This is a genomic window from Sphingobium sp. CR2-8, assembly GCF_035818615.1.
In the GTDB taxonomy this organism is placed as follows: Bacteria; Pseudomonadota; Alphaproteobacteria; order Sphingomonadales; family Sphingomonadaceae; genus Sphingobium.
The window spans coordinates 242,806-260,972 of record NZ_JAYKZY010000001.1; the positions used below are offsets into that span (position 1 = coordinate 242,806).

An 18,167-nucleotide genomic window follows, 5' to 3' on the forward strand; every position below is an offset into this window, starting at 1 on the left:
TCGACCATGACATTGTCGCGCTATTACGTAGGCTGCCGTTTGCATGATCAACAGCATCGGTCGACCGATGCTGCCAGCCACGCGGATCATCAAGGCGTGAATAAGTCGAAAGGTTCGCTGGTGCAGCCTCCAGCAGCGTGTTCACGAGAGTTGAGTTCAGCCTGCGATACGCGGATCAAGGCCATATTGATCTGGCGCGCCCAGATGGTGACGCAGGGTCGTGCCTTCATAGTCGAGATGGAACAGGCCGCGTTCCTGAAGGATGGGTACCACGCCGTCGACGAATGCATCGATCCCATCTTCGTAGACGTCAGGCGATAGCCAGAAGCCATCGGCCGCCTCCGCCTCAAACCATGCTTGCATATGATCGGCAGCCTCCTGCGCGGGACCAGCGATCACGGGATGATAGTCGATCACGCCATGCGCCAGAACATCGCGCAGGCTCCATCCTTCGCGCGCTATCTTCAGCGCATGGTCGGAGCGGGGATCGTAAGGCGATGCCCGGCCTGCAGCGAGTTGTGCCTGCGACAGCGGTTCGTCCAGTTGGTGCCCGTCGAGCCGCAAGCCCAGCATCTGCCCCAGATATCCGACCCGCTGAGGGAATGTATGTCCACTGACCGCGATCCGCCGATCCAGCCCGGCACGTCTGTCGGGCGCGATCGTGGTCATCAGGCCGGGGAAGAATTTGACCTCATCCGGGTCGCGGCCGACACGTTCGGCAGCGTTGCGGAGAGCGGTGCGTTGGGCGCGTGCCTCATCGATCGTGTAAGTCGCGCCGATCACCCCGCTGGCGTAGCGGCTGGCCACCTCCAGCCCCTGATCCCCACCGCCTGCCTGAAAGATCACCGGCTGGCCCTGCTCGGACGGGGGCAGCGGCAGCGGGCCGCTGGCGCCGACATATCGTCCCCGCAAATTGATCGGCCGAATCTTTGCCGGGTCTGCAAACCGTCCCGACGCAGCGTCATGCAACCAGGCGTCCTTTTCCCAACTGCCCCACAGCGCCTGAACGATCTGGACAGATTCATGAAGCCGTTGATATTTCTCGTCGCGCGGCGGCACGTTCCGTCCGTAATTTGCCGCGATGGCGGGATCGCTGGTCGGCACTGCATTCCATCCCGCCCGGCCGTGGCTCATCAGGTCGAGCGCTTTGAACTGGCGAGCCAGATTATAGGGTTCGTTGAAGGTGGTGGAGCCGGTAGCGACCATTCCGATCCTTTCGGTTCCGCAGGCGACAGCCGCGAGCGTCATCATCGGGTCGATGGTGATCTGCGGTGCTTCGGTTTCTATATCGCCCTTCAACGCCGGGAAATCGGGCACGAACAGGAATTGGAACTTGCCACGCTCGGCGGCTTGTGCGTAGCGGACCTGATTGTCGAAACTGGTATAGCTGGTGGGATCGACGCCCGGCATGCGCCATGCGCCGGGTTGGGAGCCATATCCGTTCCCGAAATGCATGCCGATAATCATCTGTCTCGTCATCATGGTCCTCGTTGCCACTATGCGCGCCCTTGCCGTTCAGCGGTGCAAGGCATAGATATATGGAGATAGTCTCCGTTAAGGATCAGATATGGAGATGATCTCCGTTATTCAAGGGCACAGGATCGTCATGCCTCGCACTTCCACTGCTCGTCGCATTCGCAAGGATGCACAACATAACAGGTCGCACATTCTGGACGTAGCGCGTGCGGCCTTTACGAGCGCCGGCGTCGATGTGTCGATGGACGCTATTGCCACCCAGGCGGGCGTCGGTCCCGGAACGCTTTACCGCCATTTCCCGAACAAGGACGCCTTGCTCGCGGCTTTGCTCGACGCACATCATGACGATCTGGAACGCCAGCGTACCATGATCGAGGCCCAGGAGACTCGCCCGGACCGGATATTGGAGCGGTGGATGGACGCTCTGGGAGACTGGATGCTGGTGTATGACGGCCTGTCCGAGCCGCTGCGCCAAGGCTGGTCGCGTACGAATTCGCCGCTCAGTCCGACTTGCAGCAACGTGATCGACACGACCAACAGGATATTGAGCGCCGCACAGACAGGTGGCACTGTCCGTCCAGGATTGACCGGACGCGACATTTTCCTCGGCGCGCTGGCGGTTGCATGGGCTGGCGGCACAAGCGCGGCGGACGCAAACACGCGCCATATCCTGCGTGAAATGCTGAAGACCGGATGGCGTCAGCCCGGTTAGGCGGAAAAGTCCATCTAAACAGGCGTAGCCGGTGCCGGCGGTAACAGGATGCTCCGCAGCACCAGTTCACATCCTGAGACGAATTTCGGATCTCTGGTGGGATGCGTGCCAACATGGATTGCAAAGGCGCGCGTAATCACCAGGAGCATCTCGGTCCGAACATCGATCTCGTCCTCGGCGAGTCCTTCCAGCAGTGGCGCCACAAATTTGCGGGCCTCCTCGCGAAACTGGCGGTCTACGCGAGCGACGAGCGCTGCGAATTTCGGGTTGCGCGCAGCTTCTGCCAGAATTTCCAGGCTGAGCGCCGCACGATCATAATCCAGCAGCCACAGAATATCGTTGAGAAATTCATTGATGACCTGATCTGCGTCCAAGGTATCTTGACCGCGCAACCGTGTGACATGCTCCATGAATTCTTCAAAATCGCGCTCGACCAGCGCGATCATGATGGCCTCTTTCGTCTCGAAATATTTATAGACGTGGCCGACACTCATCGATGCTTCGGCGCATATCCGGCTCATGCTTGCTGCGTGAAATCCGTCGAGGCGCACGCAGGCGCGAGCAGCATCCAGAATTTGCGTCCGACGACGCTTGTGCCGTTCTGCCCGTCGCAGCGTCACTGCTTCTGATCCTGCGATAGCCACCTTGATGCGCTGCCTTCTGACATGAGGAGAAAATAGGAGGGCTTACCGAATTTCAGTCATCAATGAACTCTATTAAAAATAGAGTGATCGCTCACACTATTTATTGACTTGCGCGGCGCAGGAAGGCAGTATGATAGCATGGGCGTCCGCGGATTAGCGGCGAAAAGGCCTGAAGAGCCAGTGGCCAGGAGAGGGAAAGACCATGACATCGACGTCGCTGCCGAGCTTTGCGGACCCGGACATTCAAAAATGTCCATTTCCGTTTTACGATAGGCTGCGCGACGAACAGCCGGTCTTTCACGATCCGCAAACGGGGCACTATGTCCTCACGCGCTATGATGATGTCCGCAAGGCGTTGCTGAGTCCGTCAGTCCTGAGCAACAAGACCCCCTTTCTGGGCGACCGCTGGACGCCGGAAGCCAATGCGCTGTTCGAAAAACACGGATGGCTCCCAATGGATACTTTGGTTTCCAACGACCAGCCGGAACATCGCACCTACCGCACTCTGGTCGATAAGGTTTTTACCCCTGCCAAGGTGAAGGGGCTGGAGCCCGTCATCATCGAGATGATCGATGAATTGCTCGATAGCCTCAGCGACCGGGAGGAAATCGACTTTCTGGAAGCGTTCGCCATTCCCTTGCCGATGTTCGTCATCGCCGATCAGTTGGGCGTTCGACGCGAGGATCGCGTCATGTTCAAACATTGGTCGAACGTCGCGGTGGAAACGACGGGTCCGCTGACACCCGAACGTCAGCTCGAGCTTGCGCAAGTTCTGATCGAACTACAGCAATATATGGCGATCGAGATAGAGCGCGTCCGCACCAAGCCAGACGACATGCTGATCAGTCGGCTGGTGAATCTGGAAACAGACGGCCGACGGCTGAACGATCGTGAATTGCACAGCATCGTTTTCCAGATTCTGGTCGCCGGGAACGAGACGACCACCACGACATTGGCGTCGGGCATGCGGCTGATGATCGAGCGCCCTGAACTTGCAGCATCGATCCACGCCGACTTTTCACTTGCCAAGGCGCTTGTCGAAGAGACGCTACGGACCGCAACGCCTCTGCAATGCCTGTGGCGTACCGCGCTGGCGGATGTCGTGTTTGGCGACATGACGATCCCTGCGGGTTCCATCGTGGAGATGCGTTTTGGGGCGGCCAACCGCGATCCTGCCCAGTTCGGCTGCCCGAGCGACGTGGATCTGGAGCGGAAAAATGCCAATAGCCATTTGGCGTTTGGCGCGGGCATCCACCTGTGCATCGGCAACCAGCTTGCGAGGGGAGAGCTGCGTCTGGCGTTCCAGGCATTGACGCAACGGCTCACTAATTTCCGGTTCAGCCGTGGCGACGCCAGTTGCCGACCACTGGAAGGATATACCCCTTATGGATTGCAGGAACTCTGGATGTCGTTCGATCGACGCTAACGGCGCAGAGTGACGGTTTGTTGCGAAGCTATAAAGCGAGGAGCCGGGGACTTTCAGGATTTTCGTGTGCGGCGAGGCATAATGGGCAACAAGGAGACCCATTATGCCACGACGGAAAAACCCTCGATACCGAACGAGATTCTCGATCGGTAACAACCGCAATGGCTATGGTCGCAAGACGGTGACGACCGACAGTGGGCGGATCGAGATCGAGGTGCCACGTGATCGGGCCGACAGTTTCGATCCGCAGCTGATTGCTAAGTATCAGCGTCGCTTACCAGGCTTCAATGACAAGATCATCTCGATGTATGCGCGCGGCGGCATGACACGCGAGAGATCACGGGCCATCTGCGCAATCTATATGTCATTGATGCCTCGCCCGACATGATCAGCACGATAACTGATGCGGTGCTGAAAGAAGCCGCAGCCTGGCAGCAACGGCTGCTCGACCCAGCTGATCCGCTGGTTTTCTTTGATGCGATCCGGGTCAGGATCCGCGACGAAGGCATGGTCCGCAAGAAGGCGATCCATCTCGCCCTGGCGTTATGACTAACGGCACCAAGGTAGTCCTGGAGCTATGGCTGGAGCAGAATAAAGGCGTGAGGTTCTGACTCCGCGTCATGAACGAGCTGCGCAATAGCGGCGTCGAGGACATCATGCTCGCCGTCGTTGACTGTGGATCGGTGCCGAAGCAGGACCTGGTCCAATTTCATTCATACCACTGTATTGCAACGAAAAATAACGAGAGGCGGGGTCCCGATAGGCGCTCATTGGGACCCCATCAGCCTCCCACCTTTCAGAACGTTTTCAAATAGTTGTGCCGACTTTAGCCGGGGATCAGCTTCGACGCCGATCCACAGTAAGGTGTTGAAATGTGCCTGCGAACATAGTTAGAACAGACCTCTGAAATGCCTACGTAACTGGCAACCCAGCCGTATTGATACGAAAAGGGGAGGAGGTAAGTGAGGTTTCAGTTTTAAAATGTTGAATTTTAAGGAGAAAGATTCCAGATCATCCCCGCGCGCCTGCTAGTGGGGTAGATTTTGGGGTAGAGACAAAAAGCAAACTGAGAATCTCTCGTAAATCAGGCACTTAGTAATAGCTTTTAGGGGCTGCGGGGGGATCCGAACCAGCTAGGTTGCGGCTTTAGCCCTACATTCAAAAAACGATCGTGCCCCAAGGCGTGGTGTAGGTTCGCCTGCGGTAGTCACAGCGACCTCCGGCTAAGCCGGGCTGATCAAGCTGCCATGGCAGGCAACGTGATGATGGGATTATCGCTTAAACCTGAGACGCTCTCAAGCGTCATGTAACGGCATCGCTGCACGGCCCATTCATCATTCTGTTCCAAGAGGATAGCACCAACAAGGCGGGTGATTGCCTCTTCGTTGGGGAAGATACCGACAACATCGGTGCGCCGCTTGATCTCGCCATTTAGCCGCTCGATCGGATTGTTGCTGTGCAACTTTGTGCGATGTTGGGCTGGGAAGGTCATGTAGGCCAGCACATCCTCCTCGGCGCTGTCCATCAAGGCAGCGAGTTTTGGCACGGTAGGGCGCAATTGATCGGCGACGCTACGCCATTGGGCCTTTGCGGCCTCTGGAGTTTCCTGGGCGAAAGCGGTGGCGATGAATGCCGACACGACCCGGCGCCCGCTCTTGCCGGCATGGGCCAGCGCATTGCGCATGAAATGAACCCGGCATCGCTGCCAGGTGGCGCTGAACACTTTGGCGACGGAAGCTTTTATGCCTTCATGGGAATCGGAGATCACCAGCTTCACGCCGCGCAGACCGCGACGGGCAAGGCTGCGTAGAAAATCGGTCCAGAAGACCTCAGCTTCGGAATGACCGATCGCCATGCCGAGCACTTCGCGCCGGCCATCGCTGTTGACGCCGACGGCGATGATGACGGCGACCGAGACAATGCGACCGGCCCGCCGCACTTTGATATAGGTCGCGTCCATCCACAGGTAGGGCCAGTCGCCTTCAATCGGACGATCGAGAAAAGCCTTCACGCGTTCATCGATCTCCACGCACAGCCGGCTAACCTGGCTCTTTGAGATACCGCTCATCCCCATGGCCTTCACCAAATCATCGACCGAGCGGGTTGAAATGCCTTGCATATAGGCTTCCTGAATGACGGCCGTCAGCGCTTTCTCCGCCAAGCGACGGGGCTCCAGGAACCCGGGAAAATATGTTCCCTTGCGCAGCTTGGGGATCCGCAGCTCGACCGTGCCTGCTCGCGTCTCCCAGTCCCGATCCCGATAGCCGTTGCGCTGTGCCAAGCGCTCAGGATCTTTCTCACCATAGGCAGCGCCGGTCACACTGCCCACCTCCAGTTCCATCAGCCGCTGCGCGGCAAAGCCGATCATGTCGCGTAGAAAATCGCCGTCGGCTGTCTTCCCAACCAGGGCGTGCAGGTCCATCTTGTCAGAGGTCATCGGTGGTCTCCGTAAGTTGAGCTTCGCAACTCCAACTTATCCGAAGTTCGCCGGTGACCACCCGCGAAACTGACCGGCCGCTACAGCGCTTTATCGATGAGCGCGCGTCCGGTCAGCTTCGCTAACCCTCAAAACCTACACCACCACCAGGGGCACGACCCAAAAAACCATCAGACTCCTTTTCTAGGGCGCCCTCGGGCTTTGCGTTTGACTGAAATGATACAGCGAGAGAGGCCATAATATGCCTCTTCCACGAACGGTTTCTCGTTTGGATTTGAAGCCATCGCGGCCGCCTCATTAACTCCTGAAAAAATGTAGTTTGAGGCCGAAGCGCTCTCCCGCAACCAAACAGATCAGTATCAAACCGTTTCGGATCATCCCGGAGCGGTTTTTTATGCCTTTTCTAGCGGATTTGCGCCGTTTCCTGAGATAGCAACGCGGATCATCGGATCGCGGCAAATGCCAGGACGTCGATTTGCATTTGGGGGTATTTTCTGGGGTAATGGTCGGCGCTCAGTCGGAGATACCCCCATGGCGCTCAAGGAACTCGAGGTTCGTTACGCCACGAAGCGTTCGAAGGATTATAAGTTGGCAGATGACCAATGTCTTTATCTGCTTGTCCGCCCAACAGGTTCGCGCCTTTGGCGCATAAAACATCGGTTCGACGGCAAGGAGAAACTGCTTTCGTTCGGACGCTACCCTGACGTTACTCTCGCATCCGTCCGGACCTTGGGCATTGAACCGTACCACCCAGTCGCGCACGATCTGCAACGTCACTCCGCCGATGCGCGCAGCATCGCTGCGGCTTGCGCCATCATAAATTTCCGCCAATGCCAGCAGCCGTCGGCCCCTGCTTCGCGCTCCTTGTCGCACGCGCCAGTCGCCTCAGGCTCAACGCGTCAAAGTCGTCCCGCAAACCAATCGCTGCACCCATGGCCATGACCTCCAACAGGAAGCCATAGATTCAGAAATTCAGCGCCTTGGGAATCCCCCTCGTAAGTCAGCATCACTGAAGGCGGGTATAAGCCATGTGGTAAGCACTGAGGTTTGCCTCAAGGCTATCCGATTGTGATCGATGCCGGTGACAGACCTTTCAGCGATCGGCGATGGGCGGCGAGATAGGCCATTTCGATCTTGCGGGCATAGCCGACCGTATCGAACAACGACGCCGTCAGGCGGTTGGCCGCGAGGCGCGCCTTGATCGTCGCCAGCTTTGCCTGGTCGTGCGCCAGCGCGATCGCGATGCGCTCATAGTCTGCCTTGTCCAGTGCGATCAACTCGGGAAGGCCGATCGCTGTCAAGAGGCTGGCGCCGACCCGTGCGGCGAACTGCCGCCCCGCCACCGTCAATACCGGCAGGCCTGCCCATAACGCGTCGCTGGCAGTTGTATGTGCGTTCACGGCGAAGCTGTCGAGGAAAAGGTCGGCATGGTAGTGGCGGGCCAGATGGTCGGTATGAGGCAGCTTTTCGGCGAAGACCAGCCGGGCCGGATCAACGCCACGCGCCGCCGCTTCCTGCCGCAACCGGGTCTCGACCCACGGGTTGGATCGGATCAGCCAGAGCACGCTGCCCTCGACCTGCGCGAGCAAGCGCATCCATATTTCATATTCGTCGGGCCCGATCTTCCAGTTCTGGTTGAAGGAACAGAAAACGAAGCCTTCCGCCGGAAGGCCCATCGCAGTGCGATCGTCCGAACAGGCGCCGATCGCGCGCTGATCGTCGTTGGGCTGGTAGCTGCCCGGCAGCCGAATGACTTGCTCGCTATAGTGGCGTTCGTCGCCCGGGGGGATCACGACCGCGTCGGCGATGATATAGTCCAGGAAATTGCCGCCGATCGAGCCGGGGTAACCGAGATAGCCGATCTGTACCGGCGCCATGCGTGCGGCAAATAGTGCGGGCCGCGCATAGCGCGTATGGCCCTTGAGGTCGATGGCGATGTCCAATTGGTGGGTCCGGACCAGATCGACCGCCTCCGCATCGGTCATCGACCGGATGTCGAAGAAGCCGTCGAGATGCGCCATGATCTTTCGACGCGCGCCTGCGCCGTCGTCCTCTCCGAAGCTGTAGGCGCGGATTTCGAAACGCTCACGATCGTGGGCGCGAAGCAGGCCGCCGAGCAGGTGCATCGTGGCATGATCGTGAAAGTCGGCCGAAAAATAGCCGATGCGGATCTTGCCGTCGGTGCGCATTGGCGCGGCAATAGCGCTACCGTGCGGGTACGCCGCCGCTTCCACGGCCACCTGAGCGCGCGCCAGATGCTTGGCGGGATCATCCTCGAACGTCAAGGCGATAAAGGGCGGGATCGGCTCGCAACCGGGCGCCTGGGGCACCGCCAAAGCAGCGAACGCGTCACGCCGGGACCAGTCGACAAGATGCGCTTCGAGGTAGAGTTGCTGGGCCTGAAGAAAGGTGTCGCCAGGCCGGATTTCCAGCGCGCGTCCGAAGGCTGCATGCGCCTCGTCGAGCGCGCCGACGATCGACAGTGCGCTGCCCAGATTGATCAGCGCTTTGCTATCCTGGGCGTCCGCCATCGCAGCCGAGCGGAAAGCAGCGATCGCGGCATCCCTGTCACCTCGGTCCAGTTCCACCGATCCCAAGTTATTCCAGGCATCGCCATGGCCCGGCCGGATCGCCAGCGCGCGGCGGTAGCAATCGATCGCAGCGGCATGGTTGCGTCGCTCGCGATGGATGTTGCCAAGATTGTAGAGAGCGCTGGCATAGTCGGGCTTGGCTGCGAGCGCCTTTTCCAGATGCGTGACGGCGTCATCCTCCCGCCCCTGATCGTTGAGCAGATTTGCGAGGTTGTAGTGCGCTTCGGCATAACCGGGCCGGAGCCTGATCGCCTCGCGATAACAGCGTTCGGCTTCCGCCAGCTTGCCCTGCCGCCGCAGTGCGATGCCGAGGTTGCTCTGGTTGATGGCATCGGCGGCATGGGCCGACAGCGCCGTGCGGAACGCTTGTTCAGCGCGCTGGGGATCGTCGAGAGCGAGCCAGGCCGACCCGGCGATACCGTGCAGCGCCGCGACATGGGGGAAGCGTTGCAGCAACGCTTCGGTCAGCCGGACCGCCTGCATGAAATCGCCCTGGGCATAGGCCGCGCCTGCAGCGGCGACGCCGGTCTGCAGCGCGCTGGCGTCGTCCGCTCCCGCCCCGGTTTCCAATCGCGCCAGACCGTCGGCCGCGCGACGGTTGCCGGGAAATTTCGCCAGCACCTCCGACAGCAGGCGCCGCGCCTCCTCGATATCGCCGCGCTTTTCCGCGTTCCTTGCCCTGGAAAAGGCCGCCTCTAATCCCATCGCTCGATCAATCCCTGATGCATCGCTCGACATCAGACTAAGGGGCCGACCGATAAAAGATGGTTAAGATTGTCTTGGCGCGGTCGGCCGCTTTCGCGCGACGACCGCGATCTCGGCGGCATGCTCGGGGAAAGCGGCGCCCAGTCGGTTCAGCCCGCCGACCATATCGTCGCCGATCATATTGATCACCTGCGCCATCTGGTCGTTCGCAAAGGGCTTGAACATATAGCCCGAAAAATGCAGATCCTCGAAGCCTGCCTTCTCGACCATGTCCTCCAGTATCAGCCGGTCGAAGACCAGGGGTTGGCCGAGTTTGACGTTGCGGTCGGACAGGCCTGCGGGGCTACGCAGCAGGCCCATCTCGACTCCCAGCAGGCGATGGAAGGACAGAGCATTGGGGACGCTGACGAACAGATGCCCCTCCGGTGCGAGCAGCGCATGGGCGGCGCTCAGCATCGCCTGCGGATTGGCCGTCTCATGCAATAGGCCGGACAGAAGGACCGCATCATAACGATCCGGCGCGACCGCACGCAGCGCGTCCACCCGATCCTCCAGATAACCGCGGGTCAGCCTTAAGTTCGGACAATCGGCCATCCTTTCCGCGATTTTGTCGGCATAGAAGGACGGCTCAACGACCATCCACTGCACGATGGACGAAGCCGCAAGATCCAGGCGATCGATCAGCAGGTCGGGGCCGCATCCCACTTCCAGCAGCGTTGCGGGCTGGCATGCGGCCAGGAATTCAAGGCACCGGTCCTGTCGCGCAGTGATCAGGTGCCGCTCGAAATCCATGTCGATAAGATAGGTTTCGGCATAATCGTCCGCGCCCATCAGCTTGGCGGCGGTGGTAGCGGCGTCAGTCATGGGTATAGGCTCCCGCCATGGCGTCGAGGGTCCGGTCGATTTCGCGGATGATCTGGTCCAGGAACGGCGCCCCGCCCGCAGAGCGTCCGGCAAAATGCAGGTTGGTAAAGGAGCACAGCGTCTCGCGGAGTTTCGCAGCCGCGCGACTGTCGCCAAGGGTCGCGACCGGCACGCTGTTTCGATAGTCGGTGCTGCTCTCATCGATGATCCGCGCGTCCACTGGCAAGGCCCCTGCGCTTGCGCATTCGGCGACGGCCTCCGCCGCCGCCAGATCGCGCCGATCGCCATCTGCGACCAGATGTTCGAAGCTGACGACGTGCAGGCCTAAAGGCAGTTCGCCCGGATGGCGGTGGAAGATCGCGCGGAAGAAACGGGCGTCGCGGTTGAAGTTCAGGCAATAGCTTGCCTGATGGCCGGGCGCACCGTCGATCAGGACATGCGATATGCGCAACTGGCGAAATAGCGGCGAAGGGGGCACCGCCAGTCCCACCGCCTCCGCGATGCGCGAGGGGGCCGTCGTGCAGAGCAGTTGGTCGATGTCCAGTCGCTCGCCGGACCGCAGGATGATCGCGCGGACTCGGCCATGGTCGGCAACGATCCGGTCCAGTCCATCTTCCAGAATGAAGCGCACACCCGCGTGTGCCAGGCTGGCATGCAGGGCATCGATCCATGTCGATATGCCGCCTGCGCTTGGTCGCAGGAAGGGGCGGTTGGCCCCTGCAGGCAGGTCGGCATGACGCGCATGGGCGACCCGGCCGGACAGGGCGGGATCCTCCAGCAGTGCGGCAGTCGCCGCACTGTCGCCCAGGATGATCCGTCGCGGCACGAACCACTGCACCGCCTTTGCGTCTAATTCAGCCAATGCCCTGCCAAACAGACCGTGCACGGCGTCCTGGATCAGGCCATGAGCCAAGGTCGGACCATAGTGGCCAACAGCATAATCCAGCGCGGATGCAGGAGCCTCGTCCCCTTGCCTCGCCCCGCGCATCTCTGCAATCACGCCGTGTAGCGCCTCGCCCAGCATAGTGGCGTCCAGGCAGGAATTTTCCGGATTGAAGCGACCAGCGGTGATGGCCCCTTCACGGGGCCAACCATCCAAATGGGACCAGTCGAAGGCAAAGTCCGGACGATGGAAGAGCAACCCGTCCAGCCGCGCATCGCCGGTCGCCACCGGCAACCGCAAGCCCGCGTCCAGTATAAAGGAGTAGCCACCCAACTCTACCTTGGTCGAGTGCCACAGGCCGCCGACGCCCTTGCTCGCTTCGATCACGGCCACATCCCGCCCGCGCGCATGGGCCAGCGCCGCGCCGACAAGGCCCGCGATACCGCCGCCGATGATGGCGAGCGCCGTCATGCGAAACCCGCGTCCACGCGTGCGAGCAGGGCGAGATCCACGTCAAAATGCCAGTGCACGCAGACGCCCGCGCCGAACCGCAATTTCTGTTTCAGCAAGCCAGTATTGACCCCATAACCATCCGACAAACTGTTGATACCGAACGAAAATACTCTGCATCCGTCGGCCTTCGCCTGCTCCATCACGGCGCTCAGCAGATAATCCACCGCGCCCATGGCCCGGCCCCGTTCGTTGGACGCGATATATTGGGTGTGCACGGCGCGATGATTATAGGCGATGTACCATGTTCCGGCGATCATGTCCCCGTCTGGCCCGATAGCCAGCCACAGCGCATTTTCCCCCACGATCCGATCGCGCAGCGACAGCATGTCGGCCAGGCTGTGCACGGGCACGGCATCATGCCGTGACGCCAGATTGGCCGACAACAGGTTATGGAAAGCGATCCAGTCCGCCTCGCTTTCTGTTTGCCGCACGGCCACGCCCTTGCGCGCCGCCGCCGTGATGGACGCCCGCCGCTTGGGCGACATGCGATGATCCTGCTCCAGCCGCACGAAGTTCCAAAGGTCGCTGCGCCGCACCGTGCCGACGCGCATCAAGAGGCGAAGGTCGCTCTCGTCAAACTGGCCGCCGAAGATCGCCGGCACGCTTTTGTAGATCATCCGGCGATAGCCCCGGTCAAGGAGCAGCCGCGCAATATCTGAAAGCAGGCCGGCGCGAGTGGCGGGATCGATCCGGTCCTCAATCAGCCCGCCGAATGTACTGCCAGGATGCGACACGGCCACGTCCGCCTCGACGGGCGAGCGGGCGAGGGGTAGCACGGCTTGCAGCCGAACGTCGGCTTCTCGCCAGACGCACAGGCTTTCATCCTGAAAACGGTCGCCGTGATAGGCCAGGAACCGGCGGCTATGCATCACCGTTCCGCCGTTGCTCCGTCCGATCAGATCATCCCACAGCGCATCATGCCGCGCGTCGTGGAGTGCGATGCTATGCGACATGACCCATGGCCTCGTCCGGCTGCTCCTCGTCGAACGCGCCCGCAATAGCCGATAGATGGCCAGCCGGACCTTCCTGTCCGTTCGCGTGAAGCATGCGCGCAGTCAGGCGCAGCCAGTCGGGAAAGCTTTCCTGTCCCAGCCAGTGGATCGACGGCCAGTCGCCTGACCGCGCCTCCATCAGCCCTTCTTCCCCGAAATGCACGTCATGCGGGGATCCCGACAGCAGCCAGAGCGCGCGCCGAACGGCGACATGGGGTGTTTCCGGCACCAGTTCCAGCAACGCCGCGCACATCGGCTGATCGTTGCGGATACCGCAGATCAGCAGCATCCAGGCCAGCTCACACGGGTCCATCAACCCGAAGCTGTAGAGGGGTGCGGCTGGCGTGCCGCCGACCTCTACGCCCGCGCGCCAGCTTATGAGGCGCGCCGCTTCATCCAGGTCGCCGTCCAGCATCGCAATCACGCCGCTCAGGAAGCGCGGCTCGGCGATATGGCCGATCCATTCAAGCGACTGCGCCAACCGCCGCTGCGCGCCGGACCGGTCCCCGTCGGTCAGGATGGCGACCGTCGCGTCTTCCAATATCGCCGACATCGGCGTGTGCGGGATCGTCAGGTCCGCGATGGACGACCCGCAGCCCGCCGCAGACACCTTGCGGAAGCGGCCGAACCGCTCGGTCTGCTGCGGCACCTCATCGGCGGCGCAGGTCGCGCGGCATTCGAACCAATCGAGGATATGCGTCCAGTGCGCCCGCGTATAGCGCCCGTGAACCAGATCGTGCCCAGCCTTGCGGATGCGCTCATAATGCGCGGGGTCGGCCGATACGTCCTTCATCCGCTGGTACAGGTCCGGCCCCTCCCCCAGCAGGCAATTTTCCATATCCACGAAACCGAGGGCCTTCACCGTCTCGGAATCGGGCGCGACCAGCACTGCGCCGGCCGCCGGTATCTCCAGATGCTTGCGCACGACATAGTCCAGCCGGGTGGTGTCGGCGATGGCATAGTGCGACGCGGACAGCAGTCGCGCATATTTCTCATCCCGCGCCTCGAACGGGTTGACGGTGCCCGCAGCATAGCCCGGATGCGGGTAGATCAGCGTCGGAATGTGATGCGGCATTTCCTCGGTGATCTTCGCCCGCCAGGGATAGAAGGACGGGTAAAGATGACCGCCGAATATGCTGACCGGAATCGTTTTTTCCAGTTGATGGTCGCGGAAGACGGTGTCGTCGATAAACAGCGGGATGACGAAGCAATCATAGCGGGCGAGTTCCGGCATCTGCTGCAAATGTTCGATCCCGCAGAATACCGTGTCCGCGCCATAGTCGGCCAGCGCCCGCAGGATATGCGGCCGCGCCGGATCATGGGGATCGCAATTGAAGAAGAAGGCGCGCGGGATGTGCGGATAGGCAAGGGCATTCTTTACGCGCGTACGGATGGGTCGGACCCAGTGCACGGCGTCGTAGATGACGAAATCGGGCCGAACCCGGCCGCAGACTTCTTCGAAATCGAAATCCCCTTCGATCGTACTGACGTCGCAATGCAGAGCAAGCGCATGGACCCATTCGTCGGAAATGGCGCGCAGGAAGGGCGCGGCATCGGCGTTCACCTGCGGGCGCACGCACAAGGCACGGCGGCGAGGGCGAGGGTCAGCCATAGGGATCCTTCTGAAAAAACGCGGTGACCGCGTTGATCACGCGGTCCTGTTGATCGATGGTCATCCCGGCAAAGAGCGGCAGGCTGATGCCATTGGCCGCGAAATCTTCGGTCACCGGGAAGCCGCGTATGGGCGTGGGCAGATCGGCGAAACAAGGCTGACGGTGCAGGGGAATGGGATAATGCCGCCCGGTAGCGATGCCGTTGTCCGCCAGATGCGCGCGCAGCGCCTCGCTTGTTTCGCTTCGCACGACATAGAGATGGAAGACATGGTCGTAATGGACGACGGTGGGCAGATTGAGCGGGAGGCCCGCGAAAGCGAGCTGATAGCGCGCCGCCAGCATCCGCCGCTGATCGGTCCATTCATCCAGTAGCGGCAGCTTGTGCCCCAGCACCAGCCCCTGGATGCCATCCATGCGATAGTTGAAGCCGACCCGATCGTGAACATAGCGCTGGCTTTGGCCATGATCGCGCAAGGCGCGGAGTAAGGCCGCATCCTCCGCATCGTCAGTGATGATCAAGCCGCCTTCGCCCGCGCCGCCCAGATTCTTGCCCGGATAGAAACTGAAGCATCCCATGCGACCAATTGTGCCAACGGCTCGGCCGCCATGGCGCGCGCCAATCGCCTGCGCAGCATCTTCGATCACCATCAGGTCATGCTCGCGCGCGAAGGATGCGACCGCGTCCATGTCGGCGGGCTGGCCATAGAGATGCACGGGGATGATCGCCCGCACGCCCTCTTCCATCCGCAGCGCCGTGTCGGCCATGTCGATGGTCCCGGTTGCGGACTCGACATCACAGAAAATCGGCACCGCGCCCGCATAGATCAGGCCCCAGACGGTGCCGACGAAGGTGTTGGAAGGAACCAAAACCTTGTCGCCCCTGCCGATCCCACCGGCGACCACCGCCAGGTGCAGCGCCGCGCTGCCGCTGCTGACGGCGACGGCATGGGCAGCGCCCAGATAGTCGCCGATCCTCGCTTCGAAATCCGAAACCCAGTCACCCAGGCAAAAGGCGCTAGCGGCGAAAAGGCGCTCCATGTCCGGCATCACGGCGTCGCGGATGCGGTCCCATTGGGGGGACAGGTCCATGAAAGGCACCGTGGCTGATGGCATGATGTCCAACTCCCGAACGCCGGATCAGGCGATCTTCTTGACCGGCGCGACGATGGCATCCACTCGTCGCAGGCTGGCGTCGAGCCGGGCCTGCGCCATCTCCAATGTCTTCACGATCGACAGGCCGAAATGCCCGTCGGTCCGGCACCGCTCCTGGCCCAGGATGACGCGGCGGAAATGCTCGACCACCGCGACCAGCGGTTCCGGTCCGGCGACGCGGGGCGAGGTGACGGAGCCGATGCGATAGCTGGGCAGCAGATCGCCGCGCTCATGCTGCGGCTGGAAGGCGATGCCGCTGTCGTAGATCTTGATCGGCTCGTCGCGATTAAGGTCGTCCCACACCACCATTTGCTCACTGCCACCGATGGCGATGCGCCGGACCTTCACCGGCGACATCCAGCTCAAGTTCAAATGGGCGATGAGATTGCCGGGATAATGCAGCGTCAGATAGGCGATGTCCGCCGATCCATGTCCGAAATGCCGATAGCCCGATGCCTCGACATCGATCGGCTCGCAGCCAAATAGATAGGTGATGATCGACAGGTCATGGGGGGCGAGATCCCACACGACGTTCACATCCGGCTGAAACAGGCCGAGATTGACACGCTGACTGTCGAAATAGGAGATGCGGCCCAGTGCGCCGCCATGGACCAGCTGCCCCAATTGCATCACGGCGGGATGGAACAGGAAGGTATGATCGACCATAAGCGTCAGTCCGCGCTTCTCCGCGCGGGCGATCAGGTCGGCGGCCTCATCTACCGACCCGCACATCGGTTTTTCCATCATCACATGTTTGCCCGCGTCCAGCGCCGAGCGCGCTATGCTATAGTGCGACGCGACTGGTGTCGCGATCACTATGACATCGATCGCGGGATCGGCCATCACTGCCGCCGGATCATTATGCACCGCCAGTTTCGGATGCGACAGCGCCAGTTCATCGCGCAGCCCCGGCCGCAAGTCGACCACGGCTTTGAGTGCCAGATGCGGATTGTTCGACAGGACGCGGAATATGTTCCGACCCCAATATCCCATTCCGAACAAAGCCACGTTGAGCATAGATTCCTTCACCCCTGCGATCGCCACAGCCTGTCGACCCCAATAGCGCAATGTCGACGTCCATGGTTAATAAATGGTTTATTGGGGAACGACTGAGGCAAGGAAACGCCGGAACGGCGGACATCGGCCTCAAAGGCGTAACCCGTGTGTGTTGACATGGCCCTACCGATAAATGCCGCTGACAAAGCGACATGGTGGCAATCCGGTCCAGGTCTTGAAGGCACGATTGAGCGTCGGCGAATCGGAATAGCCGGGTGCTTGCGCCACGTGCTCAAGCGCCAAGCTCCGGTCCTGAGTACGCCTCCGTTGAGAGTCGCCTTCCCCCGGGCGTGATGGACCGCTCTTAAGTTCGCTCTTGAGAGCGGTCGTAGGAGCGGTTTTGTGGGTCAGATCACGGTTTTCGGCGGGCCTGAGCGTCGGCGACGCTGGCGTGAGGACGAGCGGGCGAAGATTCTGTCCGAGGCATTCTCACCGGGTGCCTGCGTGGCACGGATAGCCCGGCAGTATGATGTGTCGACGGCGTTGGTTTACACTTGGCGCCGCAAAGCTGAAGTGCAGGCCGCTGCGTCGCCGGCGGAGGTCGGCTTCGTCGAAGCTGTCGTGCTTGACGAGGCAGACGGCAACCAGTTGTCATCTGCGCCAGCTGTTGTGGTGGATTTGCCTGGCGGGCGACGCGTGAACATCTTCGCCTCGGCGCCGCCGGATGTGGCTGCTGCTGTTCTGAAGGCGCTGATCCGATGATCCCGGTCCCGAGCGGCGGTAAGGTCTGGCTCGCGCTAGGGCATACAGACATGCGCCGGGGAATGAGGTCGCTGGCCTTGCAGGTTCAGCAGTCGCTGAACAAGGACGTCCATGCTGGTGACCTTTATGTCTTCCGGGGCCGGAGCGGGTCGCTTTGCAAAATTCTGTGGCATGACGGCCTCGGGATGTCCTTATACGCAAAACGTCTGGAAAAAGGGCGTTTTGTGTGGCCCGCCGCAAAGGACGGGACGGTCGCGATCTCGGCTTCAGCGATGGCTTGCCTGCTCGAGGGCATAGACTGGCGTAACCCTCAGGAGACCTGGCGCCCGACACAGGTTGGCTGATCCCCGGCGTCAATCAAGGTGAGAAAAAGCGCACCTGTCCGGGTACTTTGGCGGGCA

General features: G+C 61.0%; 14 protein-coding genes and 3 pseudogenes. 6 read left to right on the forward strand and 11 right to left on the reverse strand.

Annotated elements, in window-relative coordinates; translation table 11 throughout:
* Positions 1–156: 156 nt before the first annotated feature.
* On the reverse strand, positions 157–1,482 hold the full coding sequence (locus tag U5A82_RS01205; protein ID WP_326288020.1) for an NtaA/DmoA family FMN-dependent monooxygenase: 1,326 nt from the start codon (positions 1,480–1,482) through the stop codon (positions 157–159).
* 124 nt (positions 1,483–1,606) lie between these two features.
* Here U5A82_RS01205 and U5A82_RS01210 point away from each other — a divergent pair, with 124 nt between their 5' ends.
* Entirely contained in the window at positions 1,607–2,188 is a 582-nt protein-coding gene (locus U5A82_RS01210; protein ID WP_326288022.1) for a TetR/AcrR family transcriptional regulator, read from the forward strand.
* A 14-nt stretch (positions 2,189–2,202) separates the two neighbouring features.
* On the opposite strand, the gene U5A82_RS01215 is transcribed toward U5A82_RS01210, so the two are convergent.
* The gene (locus U5A82_RS01215; protein WP_326288024.1) at positions 2,203–2,808 is read right to left on the reverse strand and encodes a TetR/AcrR family transcriptional regulator; all 606 of its coding nucleotides are present in this window, start codon (positions 2,806–2,808) and stop codon (positions 2,203–2,205) included.
* A 226-nt stretch (positions 2,809–3,034) separates the two neighbouring features.
* Between U5A82_RS01215 and U5A82_RS01220 the strand changes: the two genes are divergently transcribed.
* Positions 3,035–4,258: a cytochrome P450 gene (locus U5A82_RS01220; protein WP_326288025.1), complete on the forward strand. Its 1,224-nt coding sequence runs from the start codon at positions 3,035–3,037 to the stop codon at positions 4,256–4,258.
* A gap of 148 nt (positions 4,259–4,406) precedes the next feature.
* Positions 4,407–4,932, forward strand: a pseudogene (locus tag U5A82_RS01225) (IS256 family transposase); the annotation flags it as partial.
* 563 nt (positions 4,933–5,495) lie between these two features.
* On the opposite strand, the gene U5A82_RS01230 reads toward U5A82_RS01225, so the two are convergent.
* Entirely contained in the window at positions 5,496–6,695 is a 1,200-nt protein-coding gene (locus U5A82_RS01230) for an IS256 family transposase (RefSeq protein WP_326288027.1), read from the reverse strand.
* Positions 6,696–7,226: 531 nt separating this feature from the next.
* On the opposite strand from U5A82_RS01230, the pseudogene U5A82_RS01235 reads away from it, so the two are divergent.
* Positions 7,227–7,364: pseudogene (locus tag U5A82_RS01235) on the forward strand (Arm DNA-binding domain-containing protein); the annotation flags it as partial.
* Positions 7,365–7,412: 48 nt separating this feature from the next.
* Here U5A82_RS01235 and U5A82_RS01240 read toward each other — a convergent pair.
* The 8 genes and pseudogenes from U5A82_RS01240 to U5A82_RS01275 all read right to left on the reverse strand — a co-directional run.
* Positions 7,413–7,629, reverse strand: a pseudogene (locus tag U5A82_RS01240) (helix-turn-helix domain-containing protein); the annotation flags it as partial.
* 124 nt (positions 7,630–7,753) lie between these two features.
* Positions 7,754–9,991: an O-linked N-acetylglucosamine transferase, SPINDLY family protein gene (locus tag U5A82_RS01245; RefSeq protein WP_326288029.1), complete on the reverse strand. Its 2,238-nt coding sequence runs from the start codon at positions 9,989–9,991 to the stop codon at positions 7,754–7,756.
* A gap of 63 nt (positions 9,992–10,054) precedes the next feature.
* A complete protein-coding gene (locus tag U5A82_RS01250; RefSeq protein ID WP_326288030.1) occupies positions 10,055–10,855 on the reverse strand; it encodes a class I SAM-dependent methyltransferase in 801 nt (266 codons plus the stop codon).
* Positions 10,848–12,209 carry an NAD(P)-binding protein gene (locus U5A82_RS01255; protein ID WP_326288032.1) on the reverse strand — a complete coding sequence of 454 codons (1,362 nt, stop codon included), beginning with the start codon at positions 12,207–12,209 and terminating at the stop codon, positions 10,848–10,850. The genes U5A82_RS01250 and U5A82_RS01255 overlap by 8 nt, the downstream gene beginning before the upstream one ends.
* Entirely contained in the window at positions 12,206–13,204 is a 999-nt protein-coding gene (locus U5A82_RS01260) for a GNAT family N-acetyltransferase (RefSeq protein ID WP_326288033.1), read from the reverse strand. The genes U5A82_RS01255 and U5A82_RS01260 overlap by 4 nt, the downstream gene beginning before the upstream one ends.
* Entirely contained in the window at positions 13,194–14,855 is a 1,662-nt protein-coding gene (locus U5A82_RS01265; RefSeq protein WP_326288035.1) for a glycosyltransferase, read from the reverse strand. Before U5A82_RS01265 ends, U5A82_RS01260 begins: the two co-directional genes overlap by 11 nt.
* Positions 14,848–15,969 (reverse strand): DegT/DnrJ/EryC1/StrS family aminotransferase, encoded by a 1,122-nt coding sequence (locus U5A82_RS01270; RefSeq protein WP_326288036.1) that lies wholly within the window; start codon positions 15,967–15,969, stop codon positions 14,848–14,850. Before U5A82_RS01270 ends, U5A82_RS01265 begins: the two co-directional genes overlap by 8 nt.
* 24 nt (positions 15,970–15,993) lie before the next feature.
* Complete coding sequence (locus U5A82_RS01275) at positions 15,994–17,016, reverse strand: Gfo/Idh/MocA family protein (protein WP_326288037.1); 1,023 nt, start codon at positions 17,014–17,016, stop codon at positions 15,994–15,996.
* 390 nt (positions 17,017–17,406) lie between these two features.
* Here U5A82_RS01275 and tnpA point away from each other — a divergent pair, with 390 nt between their 5' ends.
* Together tnpA and tnpB are read left to right on the forward strand one after the other, a co-directional pair.
* Entirely contained in the window at positions 17,407–17,766 is a 360-nt protein-coding gene (gene tnpA / locus U5A82_RS01280) for an IS66-like element accessory protein TnpA (RefSeq protein WP_326288038.1), read from the forward strand.
* Positions 17,763–18,110 (forward strand): IS66 family insertion sequence element accessory protein TnpB, encoded by a 348-nt coding sequence (gene tnpB, locus U5A82_RS01285; protein WP_043149800.1) that lies wholly within the window; start codon positions 17,763–17,765, stop codon positions 18,108–18,110. Before tnpA ends, tnpB begins: the two co-directional genes overlap by 4 nt.
* Positions 18,111–18,167: the final 57 nt, after the last annotated feature.

Bases quoted from the DNA above. Each gene is read 5' to 3' on its own strand.
- U5A82_RS01205 (WP_326288020.1), bottom strand. From the start codon at position 1,482: ATGATGACGAGACAGATGATTATCGGCATGCATTTCGGGAACGGATAT.
- U5A82_RS01270 (WP_326288036.1), bottom strand. From the start codon at position 15,969: ATGCCATCAGCCACGGTGCCTTTCATGGACCTGTCCCCCCAATGGGAC.
- U5A82_RS01255 (WP_326288032.1), bottom strand. From the start codon at position 12,209: ATGACGGCGCTCGCCATCATCGGCGGCGGTATCGCGGGCCTTGTCGGC.
- U5A82_RS01250 (WP_326288030.1), bottom strand. From the start codon at position 10,855: ATGACTGACGCCGCTACCACCGCCGCCAAGCTGATGGGCGCGGACGAT.
- tnpB (WP_043149800.1), top strand. From the start codon at position 17,763: ATGATCCCGGTCCCGAGCGGCGGTAAGGTCTGGCTCGCGCTAGGGCAT.
- U5A82_RS01245 (WP_326288029.1), bottom strand. From the start codon at position 9,991: ATGGGATTAGAGGCGGCCTTTTCCAGGGCAAGGAACGCGGAAAAGCGC.
- U5A82_RS01260 (WP_326288033.1), bottom strand. From the start codon at position 13,204: ATGTCGCATAGCATCGCACTCCACGACGCGCGGCATGATGCGCTGTGG.
- U5A82_RS01210 (WP_326288022.1), top strand. From the start codon at position 1,607: ATGCCTCGCACTTCCACTGCTCGTCGCATTCGCAAGGATGCACAACAT.
- U5A82_RS01265 (WP_326288035.1), bottom strand. From the start codon at position 14,855: ATGGCTGACCCTCGCCCTCGCCGCCGTGCCTTGTGCGTGCGCCCGCAG.
- U5A82_RS01230 (WP_326288027.1), bottom strand. From the start codon at position 6,695: ATGACCTCTGACAAGATGGACCTGCACGCCCTGGTTGGGAAGACAGCC.
- U5A82_RS01220 (WP_326288025.1), top strand. From the start codon at position 3,035: ATGACATCGACGTCGCTGCCGAGCTTTGCGGACCCGGACATTCAAAAA.